Source organism: Pseudosulfitobacter pseudonitzschiae (assembly GCF_900129395.1).
GTDB lineage: Bacteria > Pseudomonadota > Alphaproteobacteria > Rhodobacterales > Rhodobacteraceae > Pseudosulfitobacter > Pseudosulfitobacter pseudonitzschiae.
On record NZ_FQVP01000002.1, the window covers coordinates 578478 to 594797 of the forward strand.

Annotated in this window: 12 protein-coding genes; 7 read left to right on the forward strand and 5 right to left on the reverse strand. The window is 62.6% G+C overall.

Annotation, left to right across the window (positions count from 1 at the left end):
- Positions 1-58 precede the first annotated feature (58 nt).
- A complete protein-coding gene (locus tag BUC08_RS07130; RefSeq protein ID WP_051694222.1) occupies positions 59-2122 on the reverse strand; it encodes a methyl-accepting chemotaxis protein in 2064 nt (687 codons plus the stop codon).
- A 292-nt stretch (positions 2123-2414) separates the two neighbouring features.
- Between BUC08_RS07130 and BUC08_RS07135 the strand changes: the two genes are divergently transcribed.
- The 5 genes from BUC08_RS07135 to BUC08_RS24290 all read left to right on the forward strand — a co-directional run bounded on the left by BUC08_RS07135 (position 2415) and on the right by BUC08_RS24290 (position 10592).
- Positions 2415-5738, forward strand: a complete 3324-nt coding sequence (locus BUC08_RS07135) for a transglutaminase family protein (protein ID WP_037925277.1) — start codon at positions 2415-2417, stop codon at positions 5736-5738.
- 10 nt (positions 5739-5748) lie between these two features.
- Entirely contained in the window at positions 5749-8154 is a 2406-nt protein-coding gene (locus tag BUC08_RS07140; RefSeq protein WP_037925279.1) for a circularly permuted type 2 ATP-grasp protein, read from the forward strand.
- 2 nt (positions 8155-8156) lie between these two features.
- Positions 8157-9035 (forward strand): transglutaminase family protein, encoded by an 879-nt coding sequence (locus BUC08_RS07145; protein WP_037925281.1) that lies wholly within the window; start codon positions 8157-8159, stop codon positions 9033-9035.
- Between the two features lie 77 nt (positions 9036-9112).
- Positions 9113-10096, forward strand: coding sequence for a zinc-binding metallopeptidase family protein (locus BUC08_RS07150; RefSeq protein WP_037925283.1), 984 nt, complete (start codon positions 9113-9115; stop codon positions 10094-10096).
- 214 nt (positions 10097-10310) lie between these two features.
- Positions 10311-10592 (forward strand): hypothetical protein, encoded by a 282-nt coding sequence (locus tag BUC08_RS24290; protein ID WP_143186691.1) that lies wholly within the window; start codon positions 10311-10313, stop codon positions 10590-10592.
- Positions 10593-10711: 119 nt separating this feature from the next.
- Here BUC08_RS24290 and BUC08_RS07155 read toward each other — a convergent pair whose 3' ends face one another.
- Genes BUC08_RS07155 through BUC08_RS07165 form a run of 3 tightly spaced genes read right to left on the reverse strand, consistent with a single transcriptional unit; the run spans position 10712 to position 14278 of the window.
- Positions 10712-11776 carry a DUF1513 domain-containing protein gene (locus BUC08_RS07155; RefSeq protein WP_037925286.1) on the reverse strand — a complete coding sequence of 355 codons (1065 nt, stop codon included), beginning with the start codon at positions 11774-11776 and terminating at the stop codon, positions 10712-10714.
- Position 11777: 1 nt separating this feature from the next.
- Positions 11778-12737, reverse strand: a complete 960-nt coding sequence (locus BUC08_RS07160) for an imelysin family protein (RefSeq protein WP_051694224.1) — start codon at positions 12735-12737, stop codon at positions 11778-11780.
- A complete protein-coding gene (locus BUC08_RS07165) occupies positions 12737-14278 on the reverse strand; it encodes a di-heme oxidoreductase family protein (RefSeq protein WP_037925290.1) in 1542 nt (513 codons plus the stop codon). Before BUC08_RS07165 ends, BUC08_RS07160 begins: the two co-directional genes overlap by 1 nt.
- A gap of 71 nt (positions 14279-14349) precedes the next feature.
- On the opposite strand from BUC08_RS07165, the gene BUC08_RS07170 reads away from it, so the two are divergent.
- Together BUC08_RS07170 and BUC08_RS07175 are read left to right on the forward strand one after the other, a co-directional pair.
- Positions 14350-14772, forward strand: coding sequence for a hypothetical protein (locus BUC08_RS07170; protein ID WP_143186692.1), 423 nt, complete (start codon positions 14350-14352; stop codon positions 14770-14772).
- Between the two features lie 11 nt (positions 14773-14783).
- A complete protein-coding gene (locus BUC08_RS07175) occupies positions 14784-15254 on the forward strand; it encodes a Dps family protein (RefSeq protein WP_037925293.1) in 471 nt (156 codons plus the stop codon).
- Between the two features lie 94 nt (positions 15255-15348).
- Here the strand turns inward: BUC08_RS07175 and BUC08_RS07180 are convergent, their stop codons facing one another.
- Positions 15349-16317, reverse strand: a complete 969-nt coding sequence (locus BUC08_RS07180; protein WP_037925294.1) for a LysR family transcriptional regulator — start codon at positions 16315-16317, stop codon at positions 15349-15351.
- Positions 16318-16320 lie beyond the last annotated feature (3 nt).

Genomic DNA, 16320 nt, shown 5'->3' on the forward strand with positions numbered 1-16320 from the left:
GATCAAACAGCTTCTGCGTCCATCAGGCCAAGGTGTGCCCAAGCAGCATTTGGAATGTCTAACTTGCCATGCGTTGTTCTGCCGGGGCGGCATCATGAGTGGCGCCGGTGCATCTGAAGTAACCGACATCGCGCGTCATCGAATCCACGCCTGCTTGCAAAACCTGCACCGCACTCGAACTTTCGCCCGCCATTGCAGCGTTTTGTTGCACCGCACGGTCAAGATCCCCGACGGCGCTGTTCATTTCGTGCAAGCCACTGCTTTGCTCTGCCGCAGCGGATGCAATGTGCAGGATACTGTCGCGAATTTCCGTGACAGTGGTATCGATGGAATGCAGCGCCTCACCGGCCTGACCGACCAGATCGACACCGCGGCCCACCTGTCGTTTTGAATCTTCGATCAACTGGGCAATCTCGCGGGCCGCCTCGGAAGAACGTTGTGCCAATTCGCGCACTTCGGAGGCAACGACCGCAAAACCGCGCCCTGCCTCGCCCGCCCGCGCAGCTTCGACGCCGGCATTCAGGGCCAGCAGGTTGGTCTGAAAGGCAATGTCGTCGATCACGCTTGTGATCCGCGAGATGGATTGCGAGCTTTCCGCGATGACGTTCATGGCGCTGATCGCATCCCCGACCACGACGCTGGATCGTTCCGATTGCTCCTTGGCTTGCTGGACCTGATGGCTTGTGTCGTTGGTCATCTCGGTCGCGCTTTTGACCGAGAATGTCAGTTCCTCCAGCGCGGCAGCACTTTCTTCCAACGTGGCGGCCTGTCGTTCCGAACGATTGGACAGGTCATTCATGCCGGACGAGATCGAGGCGACCTCTTGCGTGACCTCAAGCGCTTGCCGCAGGACGCCCGCCATCACACTGTCAAGGCGTTCGACGGCGTTGTTGAATTGCACGCGAATGTCATCAAATTCCCCAAGGTCGTCATTCAACCGGACCGTCAGATCGCCAGCGGCAAGGCTGCTCAGACCGGCCTGCATGGCATCGGCCGTGCGGATATAGGGGGTGGTGTTGACTGCAAATTTGACAATCTTGACCACCTCGCCGGCGGCATTGCGGATGGGGTTGTAGCTGGCGCGGATGAATACGGTGCTGCCGTCCTTGCCGATGCGTTCGAACGATCCGTCCTTTGCTTCGCCGCGCCGCAAATCATCCCAGAATGACTGGTATTCGGGGCTGTGGCCATGATCATTGGTGACGAACATGCGGTGGTTCTTCCCAACGATCTCCTTTGCCTCGTAACCCATTGTTTGGCAGAAGATTTCATTGGCGTTCAAAATCTGGCCCCGGGGGTCGAATTCGATAACGGCCTGCACCTTCTGGATCGCGTCGACCATGGCATTGGCATCGGCTTCAAGGTCGCGCGCCACGGTGATGTCAAAGGCGTATTTGACCACTTTGAACGGCCGGCCTTCGGGATCAAGCAGGGTTTCATAGGTGGCCTGAAGCCAGCGCGCCTTGCCACTTTTGCTGATCCGCTTGACCTGGCCGGTTTCCGACGCCCCCGTGCTCAGCCGCTGCCAAAAGCCCTTGTATTCCGAGGTTCCAATCTCTTCGGGCGGCATGAATATCTTGTGGTGCTTCCCGATCAGTTCTTCCTGAGTATATCCCATCGCATCCAGGAAAAGCTGGTTCGCTTCCAGAATGTTGCCCGACAGGTCGAATTCGATCACCGCCATTGACCGTTTCAGCGCGTCGACCTGGCTGCGGTTGTCACGGCGGCGCAAATGCATATTCGTGATCTCACGTGCCGCGACGATGGTGTAGCCATGCGTGCCGTCGGCATTCATGATCGGGGTATAGGTTGAATCAAACCAGATCTCTTCGCCCTGGGCATTCAGGCGGGGTACGATCTGGTTGATGGTTTTGCCCGCTTCAACCGATCTCCAGATTTCCATGAATTCCGGTTTGTTATGATCCTTTTGGCGCACGATCTGTTCGTAGTTCTTGCCGATGATATCGGTTGGCGCGACATCCAGGACGGTGCAGAAATTTTCGTTGACCGACTGGATCTTTCTGTCGGAAGAAATACGCGCAATGACATGCGATGCCTCAAAGGCCTGCATTTCCCGTTTCAGAATTTCCATCTCGGGATTTTTTCCCTTGAACCAAACCATTTTTGCATCCGTGCATAGTGAAATATGAGCCTTGAGTTGCGAGATTGGCGGCCAATGGCTTCAAAACCCTTAAGGCCGTGCAAAAGAAGCATTGCATTTTCTCTAATTTCACCTTGCATGCTGCAACGGGAGCAACTTCGCCGCCTGTTTTAATAGATCGGCATGGCTTTTGCCCTGTTTCCAAGCGTTTGGTCGCAATTGCACCGTCGCGGCGCTACATTGCACTTCAATCCGCACCTTAGACGTTGCTGTGCCTCATGTGCCGCGCGATGGTGTGCGAAAGGAGATGTCAATGTCGATCACCGCCAGCATTTACCACCTGACCCATTACAAATACGACCGCCCCGTCACGCTGGGGCCGCAGATCATCCGGCTGCGTCCCGCGCCGCATTCGCGCACGCGGGTCATATCGCATGCGCTTTCGGTGTCGCCGGTCGAGCATTTCGTGAACCACCAACAAGACCCCTACGGCAACTGGATGGCGCGGCTGGTCTTTCCCGAGCCTGTGCGCGAGTTCAAGATCGAGGTCGATCTGGTCGCGGATATGTCCGTCTATAACCCCTTCGACTTTTTCGTCGAGGACAGCGCCAAGGATTTCCCATTCGCCTATGGCCCCGAGATTGCCGACGACCTGTCGATCTACCTGAAAACCGAACCGCTGACGCCCAAGCTGGACGCGTTCCTGAAAACCGTGTCGCGCGACAAGATGGTGACGATCGACTTTCTGGTCGGGCTGAACATGCGCCTGGCCAGCGAAATCAACTATGAAATCCGCATGGAACCCGGCGTGCAGACGCCCGAGGTGACGCTGGACCGCGCGTCGGGCTCGTGCCGTGACAGCAGTTGGCTGTTGGTTCAGATCCTGCGCAATCTGGGCATCGCGGCGCGCTTTGTCTCGGGCTATCTGATCCAGTTGAAACCGGACCTTATTGCGCTGGACGGGCCTGCGGGCACCGACCATGATTTCACCGACCTGCACGCCTGGGTCGAGGTTTACCTGCCCGGCGCGGGCTGGATCGGGCTGGACCCCACGTCGGGGCTGTTGGCGGGGGAAAGCCATATCCCGCTGGCCGCGACGCCGCATTATTCCAACGCCGCGCCGATCACCGGTGTCGCCAGCTTTGCCGAGGTGGAATTCTCGTTCGACATGCAGGTGAAGCGCACGGCCGAACACCCGCGCATCACCAAACCGTTCTCGGACGAATCGTGGGATGCGCTGAACGCGCTGGGTCAGAAGATCGACAAACGGCTTGAAGCCGGCGACGTGCGCCTGACGATGGGCGGCGAGCCGACGTTCGTGTCCATCGACGATTTTGAAAGTCCCGAGTGGAATTCCGACGCGGTTGGGCCGACCAAACGGGTGCTGGCGGACAAGCTGATCCGCCGTTTGCAGGACAAGTTTTCGAACGGTGGGCTGCTGCATTACGGGCAGGGCAAGTGGTATCCGGGCGAGACGCTGCCGCGCTGGACGTTCTCGCTGTACTGGCGCAAGGACGGCAAGCCGATCTGGAAGAACCCCGATCTGCTGGCCCGCGAGGACACAAAGGAAGATGTTGGCCCCGACGACGCCAAGGCGTTGCTGGACAGCATTGCCCAACATCTGGCGGTGCCGCGTGAAAACGTATTGCCGGCCTTCGAGGACCCCGCCGACTGGATCATCAAGGAAGCCAGCCTGCCGGAAAACGTGACACCCGAGAACAACAAGCTGAAAGACCCCGAGGAACGCGCCCGCATCGCGCGGGTGTTCGAACGCGGGCTGACCACGCCTGCGGGCTATGTGCTGCCGGTGCAGCGCTGGCAGGCGCGTGCACAAAGCCGCTGGATGTCCGAAGTGTGGAACATGCGGCGCGGCAAGGTGTTTTTGGTCGCCGGTGACAGCCCCGTGGGCTACCGTCTGCCGCTGGGCACGCTGCGGCATATCCCCGAGGCCAGCTTTCCTTTCATCAACCCGCAGGACCCGATGGATGACCGCGCGCCGCTGGCCGATCCCGATGAGATCGCGGCACGCCCGCAGGCCGTGGCCCACCGCACCGATGCCACCGTCGGGCAAGAGGTTGTGGAGCAGACCATGGCCAGTGATGGTGACCTCAGTGGGGCCGTGCGCACCGCCATTTCGGTTGAGCCGCGCGACGGGCGTTTGTGTGTGTTCCTGCCGCCGGTCGAAACGCTTGAGGATTATCTGGAGCTGATCGCCGCCACCGAGGCTGCGGCCAGTGCAACCGGCCACAAGGTGCTGATCGAAGGCTACAGCCCGCCCAGCGATCCGCGCATCGAGGTGATCCGCGTGGCCCCCGATCCCGGTGTGCTTGAGGTGAACATTCATCCCGCCGCCAATTGGGCCGAATGCGTCAACACCACCGAGATCGTCTATGAAGAGGCGCGCCAGTGCCGTCTGGGGGCGGACAAGTTCATGATCGACGGCCGCCACACCGGCACCGGCGGTGGCAACCACGTGGTTGTGGGCGGGGTCAAACCATCCGACAGTCCGTTCCTGCGCCGTCCCGATCTGCTGAAAAGCCTGATCCATTTCTGGCAACGCCACCCCAGCCTGTCATACCTGTTCTCGGGCACCTTTGTCGGCCCCACCTCTCAGGCCCCGCGCATCGACGAGGCGCGCCATGACCAGTTGTATGAGTTGGAAATCGCGCTCGACCAGATCTGGCCGCCGGCCAAGGGCGATGTGCCGCCGCCGTGGCTGACCGACCGTCTGCTGCGCAACAGCCTGATCGACGTGACCGGCAACACCCACCGCACCGAGATTTGCATCGACAAGCTCTATTCCCCCGACGGTCCCACAGGGCGTCTGGGGCTGGTGGAGTTCCGTGGATTCGAGATGCCGCCCAACCCGCGCATGAGCCTTGCGCAACAGGTGCTGATCCGCGCCATCATCGCCCGCTGCTGGGACAGTCCGATCAGCGGCAACCTGACCCGTTGGGGCACACAATTGCATGACCGGTTCATGCTGCCCGAATTCATCTGGGACGATTTTGTCGAAGTGTTGGACGACCTGCGCGCGCACGGCATGGCGCTGGACCCCATGTGGTTCGAGGCGCAGGCCGAGTTCCGCTTTCCGTTCTGCGGTGAAGTCACCTACGAGGGGATCACGCTGGAATTGCGCCAGGCGCTGGAGCCGTGGCACGTGCTGGGCGAAACAGGCGCAATCGGTGGCACGGTGCGCTATACCGACAGCTCGGTCGAGCGGTTGCAGGTCAAGCTGACTGGCGCGAACCCGGATCGTTACAGGGTCACCGCCAACAAACGCGTGGTGCCGCTGGCCCAGACCAAGGCACCGCAATCGCGCGTGGCGGCCGTACGGTACAAGGCGTGGAAGCCGGCACAGTCGATGCATCCCGTGCTTGAGGTCGACGCGCCGCTGACCTTTGACATCTACGACACGTGGACCGGACGGTCGCTGGGCGGTTGCCGCTATCACGTGGCGCATCCGGGCGGGCGTAACTTTGACACCTTTCCCGTGAACGGAAACGAGGCCGAAGCGCGGCGGTTGTCACGGTTCGAACCGCTGGGCCATACGACGGGTGCCTTTACCCCGCCGTCGGAAATACCGCACCCCGAATTCCCGTTCACGCTTGACCTGCGCAGACGCCCGGGGTTGTAGTCAGCCGGATATGGCAAGCGCGCGCATCAACACTGGCACAGCGGGCAACGACCTGCTGGCCAACTACACCACACAGCCCGGCGTCCACGACGAGATGATCGGCGCGGACGGTGCGGTGAAACCTGCCTGGCGCGACCTGATGGAGCACTTGTGCGGGCTCAGCCCCGAAGGGATGGCGCATCGTTTTGCCCGGGGTGACCAGTATCTGCGCGAGGCGGGGGTGTTCTACCGCCAGTACGACGACACGGTGTCGTCCGAACGGGAATGGCCGCTGAGCCATATTCCTGTGGTCCTGGGCGAAAGCGAATGGGCCGAGATCGGCACAGGGCTGGTGCAGCGCGCGGACCTGCTGGAACATGTGGTTCAGGATTTCTACGGGGCCAATGACCTGGTCCGCACGGGGCAAATCCCTGCAGCGCTTCTGGGCCAGAACCCGGCATGGCTGCGGCCGATGATGGGGGCGCATCCCAAATCCGAACCTTTCCTGAATTTCCTGTCCTTTGAAATCGGGCGCGGTCCTGATGGCAAATGGTGGGTCATCAGCGATCTGGTGGAATCGCCCACCACCACCGGCTTTGCCATCGAGAACCGTGTGGCGCTGACACGGGTGTTCCCGAACTTTTTCAGCAATGCCAACGTCCACCGCATCGCCGGCTTTTTCCAGGCGATCCAGCAACGCCTGTTTGATCTTCGGGGCAAGGGAACGGGGCAGATTGCCATGCTCAGCCCCGGACCGATGAACCAGCATTATGCCGAACACGCCTATCTGGCGCGCTATCTGGGCCTGTTGCTGGTCGAGGGCGAGGATCTGATCGTGACGGACGGCCAGGCGATGGTGCGCACGGTGTCGGGGCCGAAACCGCTCAGCCTGTTGTGGAACCGTGTGCCCGCGGCGATGATCGACCCGCTGGAACTGGATGCCGGATCGCTGATCGGCACGCCGGGCCTGCTGGACGCCTTGCGCCGTCGCACCCTGCGCACGTTGAACGCCGAAGGGGCGGGGGTGCTGGAAACCCGCGCGCTGATGGCGTTCCTGCCCAAGATTGCGCGGAAACATCTGGGCCAGCCGCTGATCATGCCCAACATCGCAACGTGGTGGTGCGGACATGCTGCGGAACGCGACCATGTGATCAACCATTGCGAACAGATGATGGTGGGTTCGGCCTTTTCCACCGTGCCCTTGATGGCGGATCCGGGCACCTTCGTTTTCGACGCGGACAAACAGGGCAGCTTTCCCGAACATGTGATGAAGCTGCTGCAAACCTCGGGCCGTGAACTGGTGGGGCAGGAGACGGTGACGCTTTCGACCACGCCTGTCTATGAAAACGGTCGTTTGGTGGCGCGGCCCATGTGTCTGCGTGTGTTTCTGGTGCGCACGGCGCGCGGCTGGCAGATGATGCACGGTGGCTATGCCCGTGTCAGCGGCGGCAATGACCCCAAGGCGCTGGCGATGCAGCGCGGCGGCCAGGTGGCGGATGTGTGGGTCGTCTCGGACAGGCCGGTGCCGCAGACCAGCCTGCTGACGCCCACGGCGGATGCACCCACGCGGGCGTTCTCCGAGGCGGCGCTGCCCTCGCGCGCGGCGGACAACCTGTTCTGGGTGGGCCGCAACGTCGAGCGTGCCGAATTCAACGTCCGTCTGTTCCGCGCCTATTTCGCCCGCATCAGCGATGGGGTCAGCCCCGACGCGCCGATCCTGCGTTATATCCGCAAGCGTCTGATGTATGACGTCAGCGCAGAGGTGGCAAAGATCGCCGAGCGGTTCGAGACACCGCTGTATCAGGGGCTGCACGCCGCGACCAAGATCGGTGACCGCTTTTCCCCCGACGGGATGAAGGCGCTCAAGGACATCGTGCAGGATGTGGACCGTTTGCGCGCCACCAAGGTCGAGCCGGACGACGTTCTGTCGGAAATCAGCCTGCTTTTGCGCAAGATCACCGGTTTCAGCGGGCTGGTGCACGAGAATATGTACCGCTCGCATGGCTGGCGTTTCCTCAGCCTTGGCACTTCGCTGGAACGTGCGGCAGGCATGGTGCGGGTCTTGCGCGAACTGGGCCGCGCGGACGCCCCCGACGGCGCGCTGAACCTGGCGCTGGAGCTGGGGGACAGCATCGTGTCGCACCGCGCGCGGTTCTCGGTGGTGGCGGACAAGGCGTCGGTGTTTCACATGCTGGCGCTGGATGGAAACAACCCGCGTTCGATCCGCTTTCACGTCAGCCGCGCCAACCAGCAGATCAAGGAACTGCCGGGACAGACCGGCGGTGCGGTGCTGGGCGCCGTGGCGCAGCGTGTTCTGTTGCTGGAGACCCAGCTGGCCACCATCAGCACGGACAAGCTGACGGAAGAGGTGTTCGACCAGATCGAAGCAGAGCTTTGGGCGCTGTCCGACGCGCTGACCGAAACCTATCTGGTGTAGCCATGGAATATGACATCCGTCTGGTGCTGACCCACACCTACCATCTGCCCGCTGGCAATGGGCGGCACGTGGTCCGCGTGGTGCCGCGCGCGCTGGGGCAGCGGCAGCAATTGAAACTGTCGATGCTGACGATCACGCCGCAGCCGTCCGAGCAATTCGACAGCGTGGATTTTTTCGGCAACCAGACCACCACCTTTGTCCACGCGGATGTGCACAGCAAAATGGTGATCTCGATGGCCTGTCGGGTCGCGGTCCAACAGCCCGCACCCTTGCTGGACTTTCCGTTGAACGCCGAGCAATTGGCGGTTGAGCTGTCCGACCTGCGCGACATGGGACCGTTGTCGCCCACGCATTTTCTGGGACCGTCGCCGCGTCTGACGGCAAATTCGGAAATCTCCGCCTTTGCCCGCGACATCCGCCGCGCGCGCGACAGCGTGGCCGCCACGGTGATGCGGCTGGGCGAGGCATTGCACGGCGTCATGACCTTTGACGCCACGGCCACCACTGTGGACACGAACCCGGTCGATGCCTTCAAGCTCAGGCGCGGGGTCTGTCAGGACTACAGCCACATCATGATCCTTGCCCTGCGATCTCTGGGCATTCCAGCAGGCTATGTCAGCGGCTATCTGCGCACGATCCCGCCCAAGGGCGCGCCACGATTGGAGGGGGCGGATGCGATGCACGCCTGGGTCAAGGCTTGGTGCGGCGCCGCGCTGGGCTGGGTGGAATACGACCCGACCAATTGCTGCGTCGTGGGCACGGATCATGTCGTGGTGGGCTACGGGCGCGATTACGCTGATGTCAGCCCCGACATCGGGCATTTGCGCTCGGCAGGGAACCAGACCACCGCGCAATCGGTTGACGTCAAGGTGGTGACCTGAACATCGGTGCGCCCCTCTTGGCATGTCACACAGGCATGACCTCCCCACGACTGCCTTTATGAACGGATACTGACGCAATGCGCATCTATGCCTGCCCAAGCTGCAAGGCGACGGCCTATTTCTGGAACCAGCGGTGCATCTGCGGCAATACGCTGGTCTATGATCCCGAAAACGACGGCTTTGTTCCGGGCGCGCCAACCTGTGCCAACCGGGCGCAGATCGGATGCAACTGGGTGGCCGAGCAGGCCGACACCGGCCTTTGCCGGTCCTGTGCCATGACCGAGGTCGTGCCCGACATCAAACAGGGGGACAACCTGGCGCTGTGGTCGCGCGCCGAGGCGTCGAAACGCTGGGTGTTGGCGACACTGGGTCGCTGGGGGTGGTTCACCGACGCCGACACCGGACCCAACCCGCGGTTCCACCTGTTGTCGGAAGACACCGCCAAGGGCCATACGAATATCATCATGGGGCACCAGAACGGGTTGGTCACCATCAACCTTGCCGAAGCGGACCCTATCGAAGAGGTGCGCCGCCGCGAGGCGCTGAGCGAGCGGTTGCGGACCATGACTGCGCATTTTCGCCACGAGATTGCGCATTTCCTGTTCGAACGCCTCGCCGCTGCGCACTCCGATTTCGAAGCGCAGTTTACGCCCATCTTTGGTGATCCGCAGGCCGACTATGGCGCGGCGTTAAAGCGCCACTATGCCAACGGCGCGCCCGCTGACTGGGTAGACCGTTTCATCACGCCCTATGCCTCGGCCCACGCCCATGAGGATTGGGCGGAAACCTCGGCCCATGTGATGCATCTGGCCGACATGCTGGACAGCGCGGTCGAGGCGGGGCTGACCCTGCCGGTGCTGAACAACCTGAAATACGACGCCTATGCAGAGACCGACGCCAAGGCGTTGATCGACACGGCAGGGGCCTACGGGCTGGCGCTGAACCACGTGAACCGGTCCATCGGGCACGACGATATCTATCCGTTCGTGCACAGCCAGACGGTGCAGGACAAACTGGCGACGGCGCATGGGTGGCTGAGCGGGGCGGGGGCTTCGGGTTGAACAGATCAGAGGGCTGAGGTCGTTATGCTGTATTGCTGAGCGGGGCAGTCATTCGTGTAGGCCGCGGTTAAGGTCCGGTTTGAGGTATTATTGCCTGTCGTTTCGTCCTCTCATCGCGGCAATCTCCGCCCAACCGCATATCGCTGTGACTACAAGACACCACCCGCCAAGCGCCGTCACCGATAGCAAGTAGATTGGTATCGACAGATTTGCGATGCTGACCGGAAAAAATGAGCACCGGACAAAGCCCTTCACTGCGCTGCCATCACAAAGCGTTTCTGCTAAGTGCAGATATATAAATAAAGAGATTACCACCAAAGTGACAAGTTTAGCGGTGAGCTTCATGACTGCCTTCACACGAGGAACAGTTGAGAAGTGCACCCAAGCCAACGCGGCCGCCGCTGGTGATATGTGTACTGCAAATGCGGTGATTGCTGGCAACAAAACTTTCAATTCAAAGCAGTCCTTACCAAGTTCCAATGCCAGCGACAGTTGAGGGAATGATCTGTTTGGTCAGGGTCCGCTCCGTCCCGCACACCGGACCTTGGTTCAGATCATGTTGAACGTCCGGCCCATATCACAAATGCCTGACTGTTAGGCCGACATGGCCCGCCCCTATCCCTGCGGTGCAATCTCGATCAGGTGGTTGTCGTATGCCAGTTGCACGGTCTGCAACAGGCGCGTGCTGCTGTCGGCATGGATCACCCGGCCCAGCCCGGTCGTTGCCAGCAAGCCGTCCTTGGCCGCGACCACGCCACAGACGTCCTGTTCTGCCAGCCGTTGCACCAGCGCGCCGGTGCCTGCGTCAAAAACCTCAAGCGTGCCGCCGCGCGGCGAGGTGATCGCCACCTGCGTGCCATTCCCGGAAAAGGCGATGCTGCCAACGTAGCCTTCCAGCGCCGCGGCATCGCCCAACAGGCGCAGCGGTTCGCCACGCCGGTGCAGGCCCACCAGCGCAGGCGACCGCGCCACATCGCCCTGCCATTGCATCCCCACGGCCACCAGCCCGTCGGCCCGCACCGCCAGGTGGCGGGTCGAGGCGTGGTGGTGCGGGGGTTCGACCATGTCGAGCAGGTCGCCGTCTTCGGACAGATAGGCCAGATTGGGCCGCATCGTGGGCAGGTTCAGCTTCAGCCGCCCGCTGTCGGGATGGGTGTCGATGCCGCCGTTGGCGACAACGAAGCCGCCCTGTGGCAGCAGTTTCATGTCATGCGGGCCAACCCCGCCCGAGGCAAACTCGCCAATGCGGGTATATCCCGCCGCCACGTCCCAGACGCCGATGCGGCCCTGACCTACGTCATAGTCGTTCTCGGTGGTGAACAGATACTGCCCGCTGGCGTCAAAGCTGCCATGCCCGTAGAAATGCCGCCCCTCTGGGCTGTCCAGTCGCGCCAGCACCGCACCATCGCGGCAATCCAGCACCAGCGCAAAGCGCCCCGGCCTGCGGGCAAAGGCCACGGCGACGGGCTGGGTCGGGTGCGCGGCAGCGGCATGGCCGCGCGCGGGCAGGGGGATGCGGAACCGTTCGGCCCCCTGACGGTCCAGCCCGGTCAGCACATAGCTTTCATCCGGCAGACGCGCGGCGGACAGATAGGCCGGGCTGCCCGCGTCGGCCCATGTGGGCACGGGCGCAAGGCCCGAGGCCAGAAGCCCCGCAAGGAATTGTCGGCGGTTTGCCATGTCAGTCTCCGTCCAGAGAGTTGAACCCCGCGCTGACGCCCAATTGCGGCCCCAGCTTCATCGCCAGCAGGTCTCGGATGGCGTCGATGTTTTGTTGCAGCACTTCCAGTTTCAGGTGGTTCTGCGGGTCGTCCACAAAGCTGAAATCGGCCCCGCCCTCGATCTGTGCAATCTCGTCCGCGCGGGCCAATGCCGTGTCGAATGCCGCGTCGATCTCTGTGGTCAACTCGGGGTCTTCTGAGGCCAGCGCGCGGGCCAGTTGTTGCAGGCTGGTCAGCGATACGACCACGTTGTTCAGCGACCGGCCCGACCGGCGCATCTCGGCGCGGGTGGCGCGGGGGTGGTCAAAGGTGCCCAAGGGGCGGCCAATGCGGGTGTCCGAGGTGAACTCAAGCCCGGTTTGCAGGGATTTGTACAACTCTTGCAGCGCCTCTGTGTCCGATTGATAGGTCGCATTCGTCGGATCGCGCAGCAGATCGGCGTAGCGGTCGTTCCAGTCTTGGGCGATGGCTTTGGTTGTGGTGTTTGCATCCTCGGCCAACGCGTGCACCAGCGCGCAGCGGGCATCGCTGGCGGGATAGGCGGGGTCGAACAGCAGGAACTCCATCGCATAGAAACCGCGCCCCGCGACGGATGCATCGGCCACCGCAGGGGCGTCATCGCCCAGCAATGTGTTCAACGCCTTGGGGGTGGCCCCGCGCGGGTCGGGCCAATAGGCCAGCGCAAAGCCGCGGTTGTTCACTTCCGTGGGACCAAAGCGCAGGTGCGACACCGCCTGCCATGCGTCCGACGCCTGCGCCCAGGCCGCGACAGGTGCGCAGTCCTGCGAGGCGGCAAGGGCCGCAGTGCTGTCCGTCAGATGGGCGAAGGCGGGCAAAATATGCTGGTCAAGGGCTGCATCCACCCGATCGTCGGCCATGGCTGACAGGGGAAGCAGGGCAAAAAGGATGGCAAGACGCATCAAAGGCTCTCCAGATAGGATACAAGCGCATCACGGTCGGGCTTGGGCATGTTCACAACACGGTCGCGGGCCGGTTGGGCCTCGCCTCCGTGCCACAGGATCGCCTCCAGCAACGACCGCGCGCGCCCGTCGTGCAGGAACAGCGTATGCCCCGAAACCTGCTGCGTCAAACCGATGCCCCACAGCGGGGCGGTGCGCCATTCGGTGCCATCGGCCACCGCTTCGGGACGGTTGTCTGCCAGGCCGGGGCCCATGTCGTGCAGCAGCATGTCGGTGTGCGGCCAGATCAGCTGAAAGCTTTGCTCGGGGCGGTCGGCCAGGCGGCTGGTGACAAAGGACGGCTGGTGGCAGGACGCGCACCCGGTGTCGTAAAACACTTGCTTGCCGCGCAAGACCTGCGGATCGCCCACGTCGCGCCGCGCCGGCACCGCCAGGTTGCGCGAATAGAACACAACCAGATCCAGCCCCTCCTGGTCGATCTCGAACTCGCGCACGTCGCCGTCACCATGCGGCGCGGTGCGACAGGCATCCTGAATGGTCGAGCATTCGCCAAAGGGATCGCGGTAAAGCGGGTTGGAAATGCCGATGTCACCGGCAAAGGCACCGGCACTTTGTTGCAGGACCGTGGGTGCGCCGGCCTTCAGGCCGAAACGGCCCAGCATGGGGCGGTTGAACTCGTCCGACCAGACCACGTTGGGGCGGCCCGAAATGCCGTCGCCGTCTGCATCGTCGGGGTCGGCCAGCGCCAGAATGTCGGCGGCGGGGATCGCCTCAAGCAGGCCCAGACCGATCATTTGCGGTGCCACGCGGGGCGACAGCATCGCCTGCGGGTGCAGCGGGCCATAGCCCAGATCGGCTGCGGTATAGGTCGGATCACGCAGCATCACGGTGGTTCCGTCGGCCAGGGTCACGGCGCGTTCTTCATAGTCGATCTGCAGCCGGTATTCGGCGGGCAGGCCGGGCAGGGCAAAATCCTGAAGTTGCGTGCCATAGGTCGGGTCGGGTGCGGTGCCCAGATAATCCTGAATGTCGGCAATGCGGGCGGCGTCGTCGGGGATCGAGACGCGCAGGAACATCGACACCGCGTTTTCGGCATCGGGCTCCGGCGGATGGCCGCGCCCGTCCTTCAGGTGGCACCGTTGGCAGGACCGCGCGTTATACAGTGGTCCCAGGCCATCCGAGGCCAATGTGGACGACGGCGCCGAGACCCAGATCTTGCGGAACAGCCCGTTGCCGACCTTGAAATTCAGCTCGTCCTCGAAGCTGAGATTGGCGGAGGGTTGCGAAAACGCATCGGCGTTGGGTTTGACACGCACGGTGGCCGCACCGCCGGGCAGGTCCTCGAACCGCTGCGGCGCGGTGAAATCCTGCGGCGGTGCCAGAACCTTTGCGATGCGCTCGGCCTCGGCGGGCGTGCGGGGAACCACGTTCAGATGGGGATCGTCCACGATGCCTGAATAGCGGTCGGATTGTGCGTCTGCCTGCGACAGCAAAAGTGTGCCGAAAAAGGCCGCGACAAAGAGTGATCTTGTTATCTTCATAAACCTGAGCAATATTGTCGGAAATTAGAGTCGTCCAGCTCTTTGTGACCCTTATACACGCGGGTTTGATCATGAAACCGTCTTATATCCAGCCTTTGTATGCACCCGATTGCGCGCCTGTGGAACCCGACCGGACCACATTGTCTGCGCTGCGTATTGCCGCATGTGGCTGCCGCGCCTCTGCTCGGCTGGGGGTTGAGCAGGCCTGTGCCATGATCGACGCATCGCCGGAAAAGGCATTGCACACCCTTCTGGGCGCATTGCCCGAGGCTTTTGGCCGTCCGACACGGTTCTTTCGGGTGGGCGAGGCCGAGTTGAGCTTTGACGAACGCTGGGTTCTGGCGGCGATTGATGCGGCCAGCCGGGGCGACAGCGACAGCCTGTATTTCCTGATTGCCCGCCGCGTACCGGCCTATTTGCGCCGATGGGTCGCTTTTTTGATCCGACGCGTTGCCGACACATATGGTCAGCATACATTCCACTTAAACAACTGAAGGAGCACCCGATGGGACAACCTGTATCCGAAATCAGCACCAGCGCACGCGAGGCGATTGCCGAGGCGCTGAACCAGGCCGTGGCCGAAACCGCCGTGGCGACCATGCTGGCGCAGAACTTTCACTGGAACGTCAAAGGCATGTCTTTCGGCCCGCTGCACGCCCTGTTCCAGACGCTTTACGAAGATCACTTCGTCGCGCAGGACGATCTGGCCGAACGTATCCGTGCGCTGGATTGCCACGCCGAGGGCCAACTGGCGGGTATGCTGAAACGGTCGAAAATCGACGAACATGACGGGCATCAGTCCGACAAGGAAATGATCCAGATCCTGCTGGATGCGCAGGAACAGCTGTCGGCAACCCTGTCCGGGCTTGAGCATGTGGCGAGCGAAAACGGCGACACGCTGACCGAGGACCTGGCGATCGAACGCGGGCGCGCGCACGAGAAATTCGCATGGATGCTGCGCGCCCATCTGGCGTGACACGTTGAACCGGGCCGCGTCCTGAGGTCTTGCGAACGGACGCGGCCAGACTTTACCGCAGCTTGCCCCCGACCTTCGGCGGCATGCCGCGCTTTCAAAACGGGCGTTGCTGCCATGCAGCCTGGGGCACGATGTCTTCGACTTGCATCCGGTGCTGCGCCATCAAGGCCTTCATGTCTTCGGCATGTGCCGCGGCCTGCGTTTCGGCCCAGCCCATAAACACCTGCACCGGGCGGCGTTTGACAAAGCGGGCGGGGCAACGGACCCAATGCGCGGGAAAGCGCAGGACCGGCAGGTCGGGGCAGACCGGAACAAGATCGCCCGCCTGCATTTCCGCCGTCGCCAGCGCCATGGATTCCAGCACGACACCGGCACCGTCCAAGGCCAGCTGGATCGCCATGGACGAACGGTCCATCAGCACGGTTTTGCGGTTGTTCGCCCCTGTCACCTTGTTGTGCCACAGCCAGAAATCCCATTGCACATGGGCGCGCGGGCTGTCGATCAGGCGGGCCTGCGACAGCGGATCATTGGCGGGCAGGCCGGCCAAGTAGTCAGGGTGCGCCAGCGGCAGGATATGATCGTGCACAAGCGGTTTGCACCACAGTCCCGGCCAGTCGCCGGTGCCATAGCGGATGTCCATGTCCATGATCTCGCGGTCGAAATCGGTAGGGTCGGGGGCGGCATCCACGCGCAGGTCCCAGTCAGGGTAACGGGTCAGGAAATCCGCCAGGCGCGGCCCCAACCACCGCACGCCAAAGCTGGGCGATACGCGCAGGTTCAGCCGGTGCGATGTGCGGGTGCGGCCCAGGTTGGCCTGCGCATCGGTCAGCATCCGCAGCGCCGTCCCTGCGGTTTGCGCCAGCAATTCGCCCTCCAGTGTCAGGCTGAGCACGCGGCCCGCGCGGCGGAACAGCTTGACCCCCAGTTGCTGCTCCAACAGCTTGATCTGCTGGCTGACGGCCGAGGGCGAGACGGACATTTCTTCGGCCGCGCGGGCCAGGCTGCCCCGACGGGCGACAGCCTCGAAATAGGGCAGGGCGTGCAGGTTGGGCGCGCGGCTCATGGC